Here is a 14,253-nt window from a genome sequence, read left to right as displayed (position 1 = left end):
ACTATTCGACCTCCGTTCTCCCGTCGACGTCACTCGACGACTGCGACCATCCCGCGCATCGAGGTCGGGTGGTAGTCGCAGTAGTACTCCCGGAAGCTCGGTCGTGCAGCGAACCGAACGGTCGTCCGTTCACCGACGTCTTCAACCGGGGTGTGCCGCCGTCTCGCCCCGACGACGACCGCTGCCACAACCATTTTCACGTGCTCAGGCCGAACGGTCACGACCACGAATCGACCCCCGAAGCGTATACCAAAAGCAGACCGGCTGGGCCGATCCTCACGCTCTCCTCCCGTGTCGATGATTCGCTTCACATCGACGTTGCTCCCCGGGCTGGTGGTCCAGAACGTTGCCGCTGGACTCGTTCTCCCGCTCTCTCCTGCGGTACTGGTAGATGTCGGCGTCACGCGCTGAGCTATCGAGAACTCAGTTTGTCTCGTCAACAGGGCTGTGGTACTTCGACTTGACCCGGTCGCCCTCGCGCCACTGCCAGTAGTAGTACCGGTTGTCGTTGATCGTCTTCGTGGTGAGACTGGCCTTCGCCGGCACCTCCGCCGGCCTGCTGTCGGGCCTCGGCTGGTCGTCGTTCTCGCCCTCGTCGAGACGGGCGTCGCGCTCTCGGTGGCTCGCCAGCGCGAAGGCGTAGTTCGCCGCCTCGCGCAGCTGGTCAGGCGAGCAGTCCGCGAGGCTCTCGACGAGGTCGGTAGAGAGTTCCGGGGGTGGGGTTGGTGGTTCGAAAGGCATCTGCTGGCTCCAGTCTTGACCAACCGTCGCGGGCCCACTTCGCTTTGTTGGTTAATTCGGGCGTACCGTGGCCATCTCCCACCACGATGCCGTATGACGACAACCTAAGGCCCCTCGTCCCCTTCCGACGCAGTAACCGTGCACAGGATTCAGCTTGACAACAGGGAGTTCGAGGGCGCGAACGCGGTCTATCTGCTGGGGGCCGACGAGGACGGACCGACCACGCTGGTCGACACCGCGACGGCACAGCCGACGGTGCAGCGGGAGCTCGCTGACGGGCTCGCCGCCGCGGGCGTCGGACTCGCCGACGTGGACCAGGTACTGCTTACACATTTCCACGGCGACCACGCCGGCGGTGCCGGTGCGGTCCAGCAGGCCGGCGACGCCGTGGTCCGCGTCCACGACGCGGATGCGCCGCTGGTGGAGCGTGATGCCAGCGCACTGGCCGAGTTCGAGGACCGGCAGACGACGCTGTTCGACGAGTGGGGGATGCCCGAGCGTGCGGCGGGGGAGCTGCGAGACCGCCTCGCCGCCGACGCGCTCTGGTCCGACCCCGCTGCCTCGGTCGAACCGTTCGGGGATGGCGACCGGTTCGCGGTCGGCACCGGCGAGATCGAGGTGTGGCACCTGCCGGGGCACACCGTCGGCCAGTGCGGGTTCGTGCTGGACGACGGCGACGAACGGGCCCTGTTCAGCGGCGACGCGCTGCTCCCGAAGTACACGCCGAACGTCGGTGGGGCGGACATCAGGGACGAGGACGCACTGCAGCACTACCTCGACGCCCTGGTCCGCATCGTCGAGGGCGGCTTCGACGTCGCCTATCCCGGGCATCGGCAGCCCATCGAGGAGCCGGCCGACCGTGCGCGCCACATCCTGGCCCACCACCGCGAGCGCACCGGCCGCGTCGTCGACGTGCTGGCGGAGCACGGCCCGGCCGACGCCTGGACCGTGAGCGCGCACCTGTTCGGCGACCTCGCCGGTATCCACATCCTCCACGGCCCCGGCGAGGCGTACGCCCACCTCGAACACCTGCAGGACGCCGGCCTTGTGGCGGTCGACGGCGGCGAGTACGCGCTCCGCGAGGAGCGGCCCGCGCTGGACCCGCTGTTCCCCGCACTCGACTGAGGGACCGAACCACTCGCCAGGAGCGTCTCGACTAATTCCGCCGTACTCGCGAGAAGGAAGGGATTTCCAGAGTTTCAGCTGTCTAACGAAGTACCGACCATACGTACCGAACCCGAAACCATCATGTCCGAGCCCTCGTCCAGGCAGGCTCCCCGGGATGCAGACTCGTTGCTGGTCCCACAAGAAAGTGAGGCAACGCCGACGATTAGTTTCGTGATGCCGACGATGAACGAGGAGGGAGCCATCGCGGAGTGCATCGAGTGGGCGAAATCCGCGTTACTCGAACTGGGCGTGACCGGTGAAATCGTGGTCAGCGACAGCTCTACCGACCGCACCCCGAAAATCGCCCGGGAGCACGGTGCGAGAGTCATCACGCCGGACGGACGGGGGTACGGCTACGCGTACCGGTACGCCTTCGAGCACGTCCGGGGCGAGTACGTCGTCATCGGCGACGCCGACACCACCTACGACTTCCGGGAGCTCCCGGAGCTGTTCGCGCTCGTCGAGTCGGGCGAGGCCGACATGGCGATGGGGAGCCGGCTGAACGGGGACATGGAGACCGGGGCGATGCCGGCGCTCCACCGGTACGTGGGCAACCCGCTCCTGACCAAGTTCCTGAACGTGTTCTACGGGACGAACATCAGCGACGCCCACAGCGGCTTCCGGGTCATCTCGCGGGACGCCCTGGAGCAACTCGACCTCCGCACCGACGGGATGGAGTTCGCGAGCGAGATGATAATGAAGGCCGCCTCCGCCGGATTGGAGATACGGGAGGTGCCTATCACCTACCGCGAACGCACCGGCGACGCGACGCTGGAGAGCTTCCGCGACGGCTGGCGGCACGTCCGGTTCATGCTCATCAATGCACCGGACTACCTGTTCACCATCCCCGCGGTGCTCACCGGCGGCACGGGCCTCGGGCTGCTCGGTGCGGTCGCCGCAGATGGGGCCATCACGGGGTTGGACCTCGGTGCCCGTGCGGTGGTCCTCGGCTGCCTCCTCCTCATCGTGGCGCACCAGACGGCGGTGCTGGCGACCACGAGCGCCATCGTCGCGAACCCGATCCGGAAGCCGTCGGACCCGGTGACGCGGTTCGTCACCGAGCGCTTCCGGCTCGAACACGGCCTCGCGCTGGGGACCGGCCTGCTGCTCGTCGGCGGGTCGTACACCCTCGTCAACGCTGTCGGGTGGCTCAACGGCAACAGCGTCCCGCTCTCGGACGTGGACACCGTCGCGTTCACGCTGCTGGTGCTCGGCGTGCTCACCGTCTTCGACTCCTTCTTCCTGAGCGTACTCGGGGAGCGTGACTCGCCGTGATTCCCCTCCAGTCGGCTCCCGACGGGGGCGTCTACGTCGCACTCGGCCTGCTCGTCCTGCTCGCCGTGCTTTCGGTGCGACGTTCCGAGGGCGCACACGACCTCGGCGTGGAACGGCTCGCACCGCTGCTCCCGCTCCTGGTCGCCTTCGGTGCGCTCGTCCTCTACCTCGCCGTCACCGGACTCGGCCAGTAGCGATCAGAACACCACGGGAACGGCGACCAGTCCGGCAACGATGCCGGCGTGCAGCGCGACCGCGGTGACGGTGTCCCTGGTCCACTCGTACGCCAACCCGAGGAGGAGTCCCGCGGCGAGCGCGAGCCACATCGACCGGAACTGGCCGGTCGCGGGCGCGGCGACCGCGTACAGGAGGCTCGTCGCGACGAACGCCGACACCGGTTCGAACGACCGCCGGAGTGCGGGGTAGAGCAACCGTCGGAAGAGCAGCTCCTCGACCAGGACGATCAGCGGCACCAGCGCGACGAGCACGACCAGTCCCCCGAGCGAGGTGGGGAAGCTGTACGAGGCCGCCGAGTCGCCGAGGACGACCACGGCGAGCAGGCCGAACCCGAGCCCGAGAACACCCGCGGCGCTCGCGTGGAGGAGATTCGTCGGTTCGTCGACGACGCCGACGGTGTCCGCGTCGAGGAGCACGACGACGGCGAGGAACGTCCCGACGTAGGCGACGACGACTGGGCTGACGCCGGCGATGTCGGGGGCACCCACCGTCACGAGCCGGCACGAGGCCAGCGTCGCCGGGACGAGCAGCACGCGGTGCTCCCGGGAGCCGGTCCCGGCGACCGCGGCGAGCGCCAGCACGAGCACGTAGCCGAACAGGCCGGTCTCGAGCGGGCCGACCACGACGAACAGCTCGCTGACGAGCAGTCCGAACACAGTCGCGACGAGCAGTGGACGGGTATCACGCCGCCGTATCGTTGCACCCGCGTCGAACGAGGTGAGGTCGGCGGACATACGGAATACGGTGTTCTTACTATTGCGTCCGGCACCCTTCAAGCTTCACCGTGGATGGCCACTGACCGGACACACGTCGAGGCGGTGCTGCTCGCGACGAGCCTGTTCCTCCTGCTCGCGACCGCCAGCGCCATCGCGCTCGTCCAGCCCGTCGGACCGGACCGACCCACCGAGCTGGCACTGGTCGACGACCAGGGGACCGCGGCCGGCTACCCGACCGAACTGGCCGTCGGCGAGGAGGGACGGACGGTTGTCCAGATAACGAACAACGTCGACGAATCTCGGCGCTACACCGTCGTCACGACCCTCGATGGCCGCACGGTCAGCAGCGGCACGGTCACGGTCGACGCCGGTTCGCAACGGCGGTTCCCGGTCAGCATCACCCCCGAGGGTCCACCCGGCCGGCAGCGATTTCTGGTTCGGCTCTGGACCGGGGACGAGACGACTGGCCAACCGGACCTCTCGGTCCGCATCTGGGTGAATGTGACCGAATCGAGTGACTGAGCCACGACGGATGGGTGAGTGACCGTCGGAGCCGTTCGGGACTACCACCCCGAAACCTCGGCGTACCGGTGGAAAGTGGAGTATTACGAAGCCTCCGCTGCCCCCTCTTCGGGCAACCGATGTCCGACACCAGAGACGTGCGGCTGTCCCCGTCAGTCGCGGCTCGTATCGACGACCGGCTCCCACACACCGAGTTCGAATCGGTCGAGGGGTACGTCGACTACGTCCTGACGGCGGTGCTCGACGAGGTCGACGACGACGAGTCCACCGGCGGCGAGGATGTCGACGAGCGCGAGGTGCGCGACCGGCTCGAATCGCTCGGCTACCTCGAATCGTGAGGCGGCGTCAATGGACTTCCTGACACACGTCTGCCTGCCGCTCGCGGCGACGGTCGCCATCGCGCCGAGCGTGCTCCGCTCGCCACCGAAACTGGCGATGGGTGCGTTCACCCTGTTCCCGGACGTGGACAAGCTGGTCGGCACCGAGGGGCTGTTCCAGTCGTTGCTCGTCCTCGTCCCGCTCTCGCTCGCGCTGTTCGGAATCGAGCACGTCGTGCGGGGGACCAGGGTGCTGGCGACGCTCGCGACCGCGTTCCTCGCCAGCCACCTCGTGCTCGACCTGCTCGACGGCGGACCCGTGACCCTCCTGTATCCCGTGGTCGAGAGCGGCGTCGGACTCCGGTTCCCGGCGGTGCTCACGTTCGGCGACGGCCTCCTGCCGGTGTCGATTCACGGACCCATCGTGGCCCTCGAAGCCACACCGGTCCCAACCGACCAGCGCGAGTACACGTTCATCGACGGCATCGGCGTGGCGAGCGTGCTCCTGCTCGTCACCGTCGCCGTCGGCCGCAGCTACTTCGAGGAGGACCCATGCGCGTAGCGTACGTCTACGACGCGGTGTACCCGTGGGAGAAGGGCGGCGCACAGAAGCGCGTCTGGGAGATCGCCCGCCGCATGGCCGACGACCACGACGTACACCTCTACGGGATGCAGTACTGGGACGGCCCCAGCGTGATGGAGCGCGAGGGCATCACCTTCCACGGCGTCTGCGAGCCGTTCGACCTGTACACCGACGGCCGGCGCTCGATTCCGCAGGCGATGAAGTTCGCTGCCGCGGTCACCCGACCGCTGTTACGCGAGGAGTTCGACGTGGTCGACTGCCAGCAGTTCCCCTACTTCCCGCTGTTCACCGCGAAGCTCCACGATATGCTCGGCCGGTCCCGCCTCATCGCCACCTGGTACGAGGTCTGGGGGCCGTACTGGAACGAGTACGTCGGCTGGAAGGGCTACGGCGGCCGCCTCGTCGAGCGGGTGAGCGTGGACCTCCCGCCGCACGTCATCGCCATCTCGGAGGCCATCCGCGATGACCTGCGGGACATCGGCCGGGACCGGGGCGTCTCCGTCGTCCCGAACGGCGTCGACTTCGACCGTCTGCGTGCCATCGAACCGGTCGACATGCCGTACGAACTCGCCTACGTCGGGCGGCTCTCCCAGCACAAGCACGTCGACTGGCTGCTCGACGCGCTGGCGATCCTCGCGGACGACCTGGGGCGCGTTCCCCGGACCGTCGTCGTCGGCGACGGCCCCGAGCGCGAGGCGCTGGAGGCCCACGCCGAATCGGTCGGCGTGGCCGACGCCGTCGACTTCCTCGGCTTCGTCGAGGCCGACGACGACGTGGTCGCGAACCTCGCAACCGCCGACGCGTTCGTCCTCCCGTCCGTCCGCGAAGGGTTCCCGAACACGATTCTGGAGGCCGCCGCCTGCGGCGTCCCGAGCATCGTCGTCGACGCCCCGGAGAACGGCAGCACGGCCGTCGTCGAGGACGGCGTCACCGGTTACGTGGTCGACCCCGGCCCCCAGGCCATCGCCGACGCTATCCGGCGAATCGTCACCGACGAGGGAAAGCGCGAGCGCCTCTCCGAGAACGCCCGCGAGTTCGGCCGGCGACACGACTGGGACGTCATCGTCGACCGGGTAACGGACACGTACTCCGCCGTTCTCACCCAATCCAGCAGGTAGCAGGCCTATACTCAAACTATCGGTTCTGGAATGATGAGCCGAATGAGCCAGTCATCGAAGCGCATCCTCGTCACCGGCGGTGCCGGCTTCGTCGGCACTCGATTCGTCACCGACCTCGTCGAAGCAGGTCACGACGTCCACGTCGTTGACGACTGCTCGGTCGGCAGCCCGGACCGACTCCCGGCCGGCGTCACGGTGGACGAGGTCGACGTCCGGTCGCGCGAACTGGAGCCCGCCCTGCAGTCGTACGACCCCCACGCGATCGTCCACATGGCGGCCATCCACTACGTCCCGTACTGCGACGAACACCCCGGCGAGACGTACGACGTGAACGTGCTGGGGACGCGGACGCTGCTCGACGCGGCGCGGACGCTCGACACGCTGGAGACGGTCGTCAACGTCTCCTCGGCGGCGGTGTACCCCCCGCTCGACGGGCCGCTCTCGGAGGACGTTCGACCGGGGCCGATGGACCCCTACGGCAAGTCGAAGCTCGTCGGCGAGGAGCTCGTGAACCTGTTCGGGGAGCGGACGGACGTCGACACCGTCTCCGCGCGGCTGTTCAACGTGTACGGCCCGGGCGAGACGAACCCGCACCTGATCCCGGCCATCCTCGACCAGCTCCGCGACGGCAGCCGGACGGTCGAGCTCGGCAACCTCACCCCGCGTCGGGACTACGTCCACGTCCGGGACGTGAGCCGCGCCCTCCAGCGGCTCGTCGACCACGCCGACGACGCCCCCCCGGCGCTCAACGTCGGCACCGGCGACGCCCACTCCGTCCGGGCGGTCGTGGAGGCCGTCTCGCTCGCGCTCGGCGAGGACATCGAGGTCACGCAGGACCAGGAGCGGGTTCGCGCCTCGGACCGGCCGCACCTCCAGGCCGACATCGAGCGGATGTCGTCGGTGACGGGCTGGACGCCGACGGTCGGGCTGGTCGACGGGCTCGCGGAGCTGCTCGTAATGGACGGGGTCGAGGCGACGTGAGCGGGCGCACGGACGAACGCCGACGGAACGTCGTCCTCCTCACCTTCGACAGCGTCCGCGCGGACCACTGCGGGTTCGGCGGCTACGACCGCGACACGACACCGACGCTCGACCGGTTGGCGGCCGACGGCACCTGCTACGAGAACGCCATCGCGCCCGCCTCCCGGACGAACCCATCGATGGCCGGTATCCTGACCGGCGAACCGCTCGTCGTCCGCGAACGCGTCTCCGACCCTCGACACTCGCGGAGCCACCTCCGCAGGCACGGCACCCTCGCCGAGTCGTTCTCGGAGCGGGGCTACGCGACGGCCGCGTTCAACCCGAACGCCTACGCCTCCCGGTACTACGGCTTCGACCGCGGCTTCGACCACTACGAGGACTTCCTGTTCACCACGGGCTGGTACCAGCGCGTCTTCTCGAACCACCTCGGGAGTTCGAGCGCGTTCACCGCGCTCCGGAACGCCCGCAACTTCGTCCGCCGGCAGGAGGCGTTCAAGACGTGGGACACCTACGTCGACGACATCGAGGACTGGGTGCGCTCGCGCCCCGACGACGAGCCCTTCTTCCTGTGGGCGTTCTCGCTCGACACCCACTTCCCGTACATCACTCCGCGGGGCCACCGCCGGTGGTCGAACGCGCTCGACCAGTACCGCTACAACTGGCTCTGCAACCGCATCATGGACGAGACGGGTCTCGACCTCTCCGAGAAGCAAGTCCGGAAGATTGTCGACCTGTACGACGACGCGCTACGCTACGGCGACCGGTTCGTCGCCGAGCTCCGCGAGCGGCTCGACGAGTTCGACCCCGTCTTCGTCGTCCACGCCGACCACGGCGAGGCGTTCTGCGAGCGCGGCGTCTACGGCCACCTGTTCGCCGACCTCTACGAGGAGAACGTCCACGTCCCGATGGTCGTGGGCGGCCCCGGCATCGAGTCACGGACGGTCGAACGCCCCCTCTCGCTGGCCAGGATTCCCGAGATCGTCGACGCCGCGAGCCGCGGCGCGGAGCTACCGGACGGCGACGACTGGGCGGTGGCCACCGAGTACGACGGCCGCCTCGGCCGGAACCTCACCGCGGTCCGTGCACGGGACCGGAAGTTCCTCCAGGTCGACGCCGACGACGGCAGCCGGCGGGAGTGCTACGACCTCGCCAGCGACCCGGGGGAACGGACGAACCTGTACGGGGAGGACGAGCCCGTCGACGAGCTACTGGCGACCCTCGCCAGCCGCCGACTCGCCCACGAACGAGAACAGCTCGCTATCCGCGACGCGGCCGCGGAGCTCGACGACACCGGCCCACGGCGGGCCGTCGCTCCCCGCGGAGGACCGTGATGCGGGTCCTCGTCGTCTCCACGGCAGCGCTCGGCGTGAAACACGTCGTCCACGACGTGCTGTCGGCGCTGGTGGGCGACGACGACGGGAGCCCGGCCGACGAGTACCACTACCTGACACGGCCGTCCATGCCGGTCCCGGACGGCGTGACGGTCAGTACCGTCGGCTCGGCGGCCATGACCGACCGTCTGCGCGACCTCGAACCGGCCTACCTCGGCTACGCGATCCTCGGCTTCTGGGTGCGGGCGTACCATCGACTCGCCCGGGAGCACGCCGAGTACGACGCCGTCTGGCTCCACAACCCGCGGCTGCTCCCGCTGCTCCCGGAGGCGGCCGCCGAGCACTGTCTCGTCACCTACCACAACCACCTCCGCGGCGCGAAGGCCGACTACCACGACGGGCTATCCCGGCTGTACTACCGGTTCTTCGGTGCCATCGAGAATCGAGGCATCCGGACGAAGCCGGGACTGCGCTACACGGGCGTCGCCCGCGACGTGGTCGGCGAGCTCCGGGTGGCTGGTCTCCCACCCGAACGGGTCCGATACGTCGGCAACGGCGTGGACGTGACCCGGTTCGCGCCCGAGCGGGTCGCCGACCTCGACCGGGAGCGGTACCCCATGCTCGCCCCGGCCCGCATCGAACGGACCGTCTCGGAACCGGACGGCGGTGGAAAGGGCGTCTACCCACCGGACGGAGCCGTCGACGGGCGCGACGCCGATTCGACGGCGGACGGCGACTACTCGCCGACGTCGCCGGGCCGGGAGCCCATCAGACTGCTCTCGCTGGGGAGCCTGACCGAGCAGAAACGGCCCCTGTCGCTGCTGCGGTTCTACGAGGCACTCCGGGAGCGCAACGGTGTACCGTGCTCGCTCGTCCTCGCTGGCGACGGGCCTCGCAGGGAGGCTGTCGAGCGGTTCGTCGCAGAGCACGACCTCCCGGACGTCCACTTGCTGGGGTTCGTCGAGGAACAGCAGAAGCCGGCCATCTACGCGGCGGCGGACTACTTCGTCCTCCCGTCGCGGTACGAGGGCGAACCGCTGGCCCTGTACGAGGCGCTGGCGTCGGGGCTCCCGGCGCTCGTCTCGGACCTTCCGGTGCACCGGTTCGTCGACGAGGCAGACTGCGGTCGGGTGCTGGACTTCGATCACCCGACGACGGCCGCTTCGTCGGCAGCAACGTACCTCGAACAGCCGAACACGAGAGACTCCATGAACGCACGAACCTACGCCACCGAACAGCTGAGCTGGGAGACGAGAGCGACAGAGTACCGCGACGAACTCCGCTTCGTGGGTGGTCTCCCGTGCTGACGGTCGGTATCGTCGGCTGTGGGAAGGCGTCGAAGCAGTACCACTTCCCCGTCGTCGAGGCACTCGACAGGGTGGAACTCGCCTGGGTCTGCGACCTCGACACCGAGACGGCCCGGGCCGCCGGCGTCGAGCAGGACGTTCCCTGGTACGACGACGTCGACGAGGCCTACGAGCACCTCCCCGACATCGTCCACGTGAACACGCCGGTGTTCACCCACGCCGATCTGACGAAGCGCGCGCTCCGGGGTGGCTCGCACGTCCTCGTGGAGAAGCCGATGGCGATGACGGTCGCGGAGTGCGAGGAGATGCAGGCGGTCGCCGAGGAGACGGGGAAGAAGCTCTGTGTCGTCCACAACAACCTCTTCTTCGACCCGATGCGCGCCGTCATGGAGCGCGTGGCCGACGGGGCGTACGGCGACCTCGTCACCGTGCGCTCGTTCCTCGGTGGCCAGCCGAACCCGGATGCCCCTCACCGCGGCTGGACCGAACAGTCCCACGGTGGCCCCATCGGCGACCGGTTACCGCACCCGGTCTACCTCGTCACGCACTTCATGGACGACGTATCGGACGCCGACGTGACCATCACGAGCACGACCGACGACGGCGACGTCCTCGGGGTCACTGTCGCGCTCTCGGAGGACGACCGGGTCGGCCTGAGCGGAACCATCACCGCCTCCGAGCACGCCATCCCGTCGAAGCGCGCGACCGTCATCGGTGAGGAGCGACTCGCCGTCGTCGACCTGTTCAACTACACCGCCATCGAGTACAGCACCGTCGACCGCTCGCCGGTCTCCATCGTCGCGGACAACGCGATGGCCGCCGGACAGCTCGTCACCAGCACCGTCGGGAACGTGCTCGGCTACGCGCTCGACCAGCGGGGCCCCGGAAGCAAGTACGCTGCACCGGGGCACTACGCGCTCATCGAGCAGTTCGTCGACGCCATCGTCTACGACCGCGAGCCGCCGGTCACCGCCGCGGACGGCATCAGGTGCGTGACGCTCCTCGAACGCATCGAGACGGCACGTGAGGAACAGGCGGTCGGTGCGATCCGTGCCGACGGCGAAGGTGACGACGATCCGGGCGACGAGGCGGACGGCTGACATCGACGTCGTGACAGGCGTGTTAACTTTCAACACCCGTGTTCGCGGAGCTCTACCCGCGGCCGCTCCGGGCGAATCGGCGGCCACGGAGGCGAGACAGAGCATGCCAACCTACTTCGCACTCGAGGCGCTCACCCCGAGGGCTACGACGCGATGGAGCAGGGTCCCGAGACAGTGAGACAGTTCGTCGAGATCACCGAGGAGATTGGCGGGAGCTTCGACCCGGATAACTTCTACGTCCTGCACGGCGAGTACGACTGGCTCGCAGTCCTGGAGTTCCCGGACAACGAGACGGCATCGAAGCTCAGCGACATCTACGCGCGGACCGGCCGGGGACGCATCCACACCGAACGAGCCGTCACACGGGGCCCAGACGGCTACGTGGAGTACGTTCAGGACCTGGCTCAGTGACCACGTCCGCGGCCCCCACTGATCTCTTCGCCGCCGGTGTCAGCCTCCACACGCCGGTTCCCTCGTCGGAACCCCGTCACTGTAGTACACCGACGAGATTCCGTTGTCGTACACCTTGGTCCGGTCCGAGAGGCGAAGGGTCGACAGGTCCGTGAACCGGATGTACGGGTACGACCCCTCGGAGCTGTAGACGAGATTGATCTGTCCCTCGCGGTTCTGGTACTCGGAGTCGATGAAGTAGCCGCGGGTGGTCCGGTACGCCTCACACGTGAACGGCTGGTAGGGCGGCCCCGGCGGGTGATACGTCCCGTACTGCGTCGAGACGAGGTTCGCCTCGTAGCCGCCGTGGCGGATGCCGGAGAACATGGTGGTACCCGCCGCCCGGTGGTCGATCGCCCAGCGCGTCGCCGCGACGTCCGACGGCGGCGTGAAGCTCCGGTAGTAGTGGTACACCTCGCGCTCGCTGCCGTCCTCGAGGATGTACTCGCGGTCGAAGTGCGGCTGTGGCGAACGGTCGTGGGTGATGGCGGCCGACATAACGCCCGCGTTCACCAGCAGCATTCCCGCGAACGCCACCGCGAGCAGGGAGTCCGACGGTGGCGCCGGCAGCGACGTCCGGTTGCCGAACAGCCAGGTGAGGAACCGCCGTGCCTCGGCGACGCCGAACGGCACGATGAACGGTCCCGCGACCGCGTAGATGCGCGCCACGCCGACGATGGAGACGGGCGTGAACGAGACGAACAGGAGCATGGCGCCACCGAAGGCGAAGGCGACGGCGACGGGGTGGACGATCGCGTCGTCCGGGGCCACCGAGCGCCGGAGCGAGTCGAGCCAGGGGAACCGGTCGCCGAGCAGCCGCGAGAGCAGCGGTGCGGCCAGCACGGTCCGGGCGAGCCCGATGCCGCCGAGCAGCGTCAGACCGATGAACTGGGCCTTGATGAGCTGGAACGTCAACGAGTCGCCCTGCGGGCGGGTGACCGCCTGAACGCTGTTGGACTCGCTGGAGAAGAAGTCGGAGAAGCCGAACAACACGTCCTGCACGAACACCCCGACGAGCTTGTAGAAGTTCGTCCCGGTGGCGGTGAAGAGGTACCACGCGAAGAAGCCGACACCGAGGAACGCGACCGTGGAGAGCGAGAACACCGCCGGCCGGTCGACGTGTGCCCACCCGACCACGTCGTCGGCCCGGGTCAGGACGTACGCCACCCCGGCCAGTCCGAGGAACATCGCGGACACGCCGTAGTGCGAGACGACGATACCGCCCAGGAACAGCACCGAGAGCAGGCCCCGCGCGAGCGGCTGGAGCGAGTCGTCGACGACGACCAGCGCGAACGAGAACAGGAAGAAGATCGCGAGCCCGGTCCGCGTGTTCTGGGCGAGCAGGTTGAAGAAGGGGTGCAGGAACAGCAGCACCACCGCCGAGAGCAGCGCGGTCGTGTCGCTGACGTGACGCCGGTGAAACAGGTAGATGGCGACCGGCGCGAACGCGAACACGAGCGGGTAGACGAGCTTGATGGCCCAGCGCAGCGGTAGTCCCGTCACCGCCGAGACCGTCGGGTGGAAGACTGTCAGACTCAGCAGCGACGCCTTCGTCGCCTCGAACCCCACGAACCAGCTGTCGTGGGTCAGCGTGAGGTGCCCGAAGAAGTACTCGATGGAGCCGTCACCACCCGAGAAGTACACCGTCGAGAGCGTGACCTGGTAGAACAGGGCCAGCCCCACACACCAGAGGCCGAGCCAGCGATGCGGGCGCGGCGTGCGGCGGACGACCACCCAGAGCGGGACGAGCGAGACGAGGGCCATCGCCGCTATCCACGGGAGGTTGGTCCCAAGGACGAGGAAGGCGACGGCGGCCAGCGCGGAGAGCAACGGCAGGTGCAGCCCGAACAAGAGGAAGCGTACGTCCCGGTCGTCGAGGATGGCCAGCCGGGGGAACCGCGGCACGGTGCCGGAGAGCCAGACCAGCACCAACCCGACGAGCCCGAGACCGGTGAACCCGGCCGCGAGCGTCACCGGGGCGAAGGGTTCGAGCGAGGTGACCGGATCGAACAGCCCGGTCAGCAGTTCGTTGCTGAGAATCCCGAAGAGGAGGACCACCGCAATGCTCGACCCGACGACGTACACCGCCGACTCCGCGCGGTCGAGTCGCACCCCGAGTATCGAGAGGACGAGCAGGCCCGGGACCACGAGGATAAGCAGCGTTCCCGCCACCGGCCTGAGCAGCGGCACGTCGCCGATGAAACCGACCACGAAACCAAGCAGTACGGCGGCTACCGCGGCCTCGAACCGTCGTTCCGGGAGGGCATCCAGTCCACCGTCGACATCCTCGAATGGGGAGGACATTCGGTGCCCGCACGTTCACCTTCCAGCTACTTCAAGCCAACCAGTCAAACGCCGATATCGACTGTCTTAGGCACCCAGTAAGCTCGTTTTACCGAACCCTACTC

Annotated in this window: 16 protein-coding genes; 12 read left to right on the top strand and 4 right to left on the bottom strand. The window is 68.3% G+C overall.

Annotation, left to right across the window (positions count from 1 at the left end; translation table 11 throughout):
• Nucleotides 1–29: 29 nt before the first annotated feature.
• Together NOW55_RS19545 and NOW55_RS19540 are read right to left on the bottom strand one after the other, a co-directional pair.
• Nucleotides 30–311 carry a hypothetical protein gene (locus NOW55_RS19545; protein WP_256401804.1) on the bottom strand — a complete coding sequence of 94 codons (282 nt, stop codon included), beginning with the start codon at nucleotides 309–311 and terminating at the stop codon, nucleotides 30–32.
• Between the two features lie 112 nt (nucleotides 312–423).
• Entirely contained in the window at nucleotides 424–741 is a 318-nt protein-coding gene (locus NOW55_RS19540) for a DUF6788 family protein (RefSeq protein ID WP_256401803.1), read from the bottom strand.
• A gap of 138 nt (nucleotides 742–879) precedes the next feature.
• On the opposite strand from NOW55_RS19540, the gene NOW55_RS19535 reads away from it, so the two are divergent.
• The 3 genes from NOW55_RS19535 to NOW55_RS19525 all read left to right on the top strand — a co-directional run bounded on the left by NOW55_RS19535 (nucleotide 880) and on the right by NOW55_RS19525 (nucleotide 3,377).
• On the top strand, nucleotides 880–1,866 hold the full coding sequence (locus NOW55_RS19535; protein ID WP_256401802.1) for an MBL fold metallo-hydrolase: 987 nt from the start codon (nucleotides 880–882) through the stop codon (nucleotides 1,864–1,866).
• A 123-nt stretch (nucleotides 1,867–1,989) separates the two neighbouring features.
• Entirely contained in the window at nucleotides 1,990–3,183 is a 1,194-nt protein-coding gene (locus tag NOW55_RS19530) for a glycosyltransferase family 2 protein (RefSeq protein WP_256401801.1), read from the top strand.
• Nucleotides 3,180–3,377, top strand: coding sequence for an MYXO-CTERM sorting domain-containing protein (locus NOW55_RS19525; protein WP_256401800.1), 198 nt, complete (start codon nucleotides 3,180–3,182; stop codon nucleotides 3,375–3,377). Before NOW55_RS19530 ends, NOW55_RS19525 begins: the two co-directional genes overlap by 4 nt.
• A gap of 3 nt (nucleotides 3,378–3,380) precedes the next feature.
• Here NOW55_RS19525 and NOW55_RS19520 read toward each other — a convergent pair whose 3' ends face one another.
• Nucleotides 3,381–4,154 (bottom strand): CPBP family intramembrane glutamic endopeptidase, encoded by a 774-nt coding sequence (locus NOW55_RS19520; protein ID WP_256401799.1) that lies wholly within the window; start codon nucleotides 4,152–4,154, stop codon nucleotides 3,381–3,383.
• A 54-nt stretch (nucleotides 4,155–4,208) separates the two neighbouring features.
• Here NOW55_RS19520 and NOW55_RS19515 point away from each other — a divergent pair, with 54 nt between their 5' ends.
• The 9 genes from NOW55_RS19515 to NOW55_RS19475 all read left to right on the top strand — a co-directional run bounded on the left by NOW55_RS19515 (nucleotide 4,209) and on the right by NOW55_RS19475 (nucleotide 11,806).
• The gene (locus tag NOW55_RS19515) at nucleotides 4,209–4,658 is read left to right on the top strand and encodes a DUF1616 domain-containing protein (protein WP_256401798.1); all 450 of its coding nucleotides are present in this window, start codon (nucleotides 4,209–4,211) and stop codon (nucleotides 4,656–4,658) included.
• A gap of 119 nt (nucleotides 4,659–4,777) precedes the next feature.
• Nucleotides 4,778–4,996, top strand: coding sequence for a hypothetical protein (locus tag NOW55_RS19510; RefSeq protein WP_256401797.1), 219 nt, complete (start codon nucleotides 4,778–4,780; stop codon nucleotides 4,994–4,996).
• Between the two features lie 10 nt (nucleotides 4,997–5,006).
• A complete protein-coding gene (locus NOW55_RS19505; RefSeq protein WP_256401796.1) occupies nucleotides 5,007–5,537 on the top strand; it encodes a metal-dependent hydrolase in 531 nt (176 codons plus the stop codon).
• On the top strand, nucleotides 5,528–6,676 hold the full coding sequence (locus NOW55_RS19500) for a glycosyltransferase family 4 protein (RefSeq protein ID WP_256401795.1): 1,149 nt from the start codon (nucleotides 5,528–5,530) through the stop codon (nucleotides 6,674–6,676). The genes NOW55_RS19505 and NOW55_RS19500 overlap by 10 nt, the downstream gene beginning before the upstream one ends.
• Nucleotides 6,677–6,718: 42 nt before the next feature.
• Nucleotides 6,719–7,657 (top strand): NAD-dependent epimerase/dehydratase family protein, encoded by a 939-nt coding sequence (locus NOW55_RS19495; protein ID WP_256401794.1) that lies wholly within the window; start codon nucleotides 6,719–6,721, stop codon nucleotides 7,655–7,657.
• Entirely contained in the window at nucleotides 7,654–8,988 is a 1,335-nt protein-coding gene (locus NOW55_RS19490) for a sulfatase (protein ID WP_256401793.1), read from the top strand. The genes NOW55_RS19495 and NOW55_RS19490 overlap by 4 nt, the downstream gene beginning before the upstream one ends.
• Nucleotides 8,988–10,295: a glycosyltransferase family 4 protein gene (locus NOW55_RS19485; RefSeq protein ID WP_256401792.1), complete on the top strand. Its 1,308-nt coding sequence runs from the start codon at nucleotides 8,988–8,990 to the stop codon at nucleotides 10,293–10,295. Before NOW55_RS19490 ends, NOW55_RS19485 begins: the two co-directional genes overlap by 1 nt.
• Nucleotides 10,289–11,395: a Gfo/Idh/MocA family protein gene (locus tag NOW55_RS19480; RefSeq protein ID WP_256401791.1), complete on the top strand. Its 1,107-nt coding sequence runs from the start codon at nucleotides 10,289–10,291 to the stop codon at nucleotides 11,393–11,395. Before NOW55_RS19485 ends, NOW55_RS19480 begins: the two co-directional genes overlap by 7 nt.
• Before the next feature lie 75 nt (nucleotides 11,396–11,470).
• Nucleotides 11,471–11,806, top strand: coding sequence for a GYD domain-containing protein (locus NOW55_RS19475; protein ID WP_256402002.1), 336 nt, complete (start codon nucleotides 11,471–11,473; stop codon nucleotides 11,804–11,806).
• 39 nt (nucleotides 11,807–11,845) lie between these two features.
• Here the strand turns inward: NOW55_RS19475 and NOW55_RS19470 are convergent, their stop codons facing one another.
• Nucleotides 11,846–14,149: a DUF2206 domain-containing protein gene (locus NOW55_RS19470; protein WP_256401790.1), complete on the bottom strand. Its 2,304-nt coding sequence runs from the start codon at nucleotides 14,147–14,149 to the stop codon at nucleotides 11,846–11,848.
• Nucleotides 14,150–14,253: the final 104 nt, after the last annotated feature.

Origin of the sequence: Haloarchaeobius litoreus (genome assembly GCF_024495425.1) — an archaeon.
Lineage (GTDB): Archaea > Halobacteriota > Halobacteria > Halobacteriales > Natrialbaceae > Haloarchaeobius > Haloarchaeobius litoreus.
This window is presented reverse-complemented; position numbering and strand designations above follow the sequence as displayed.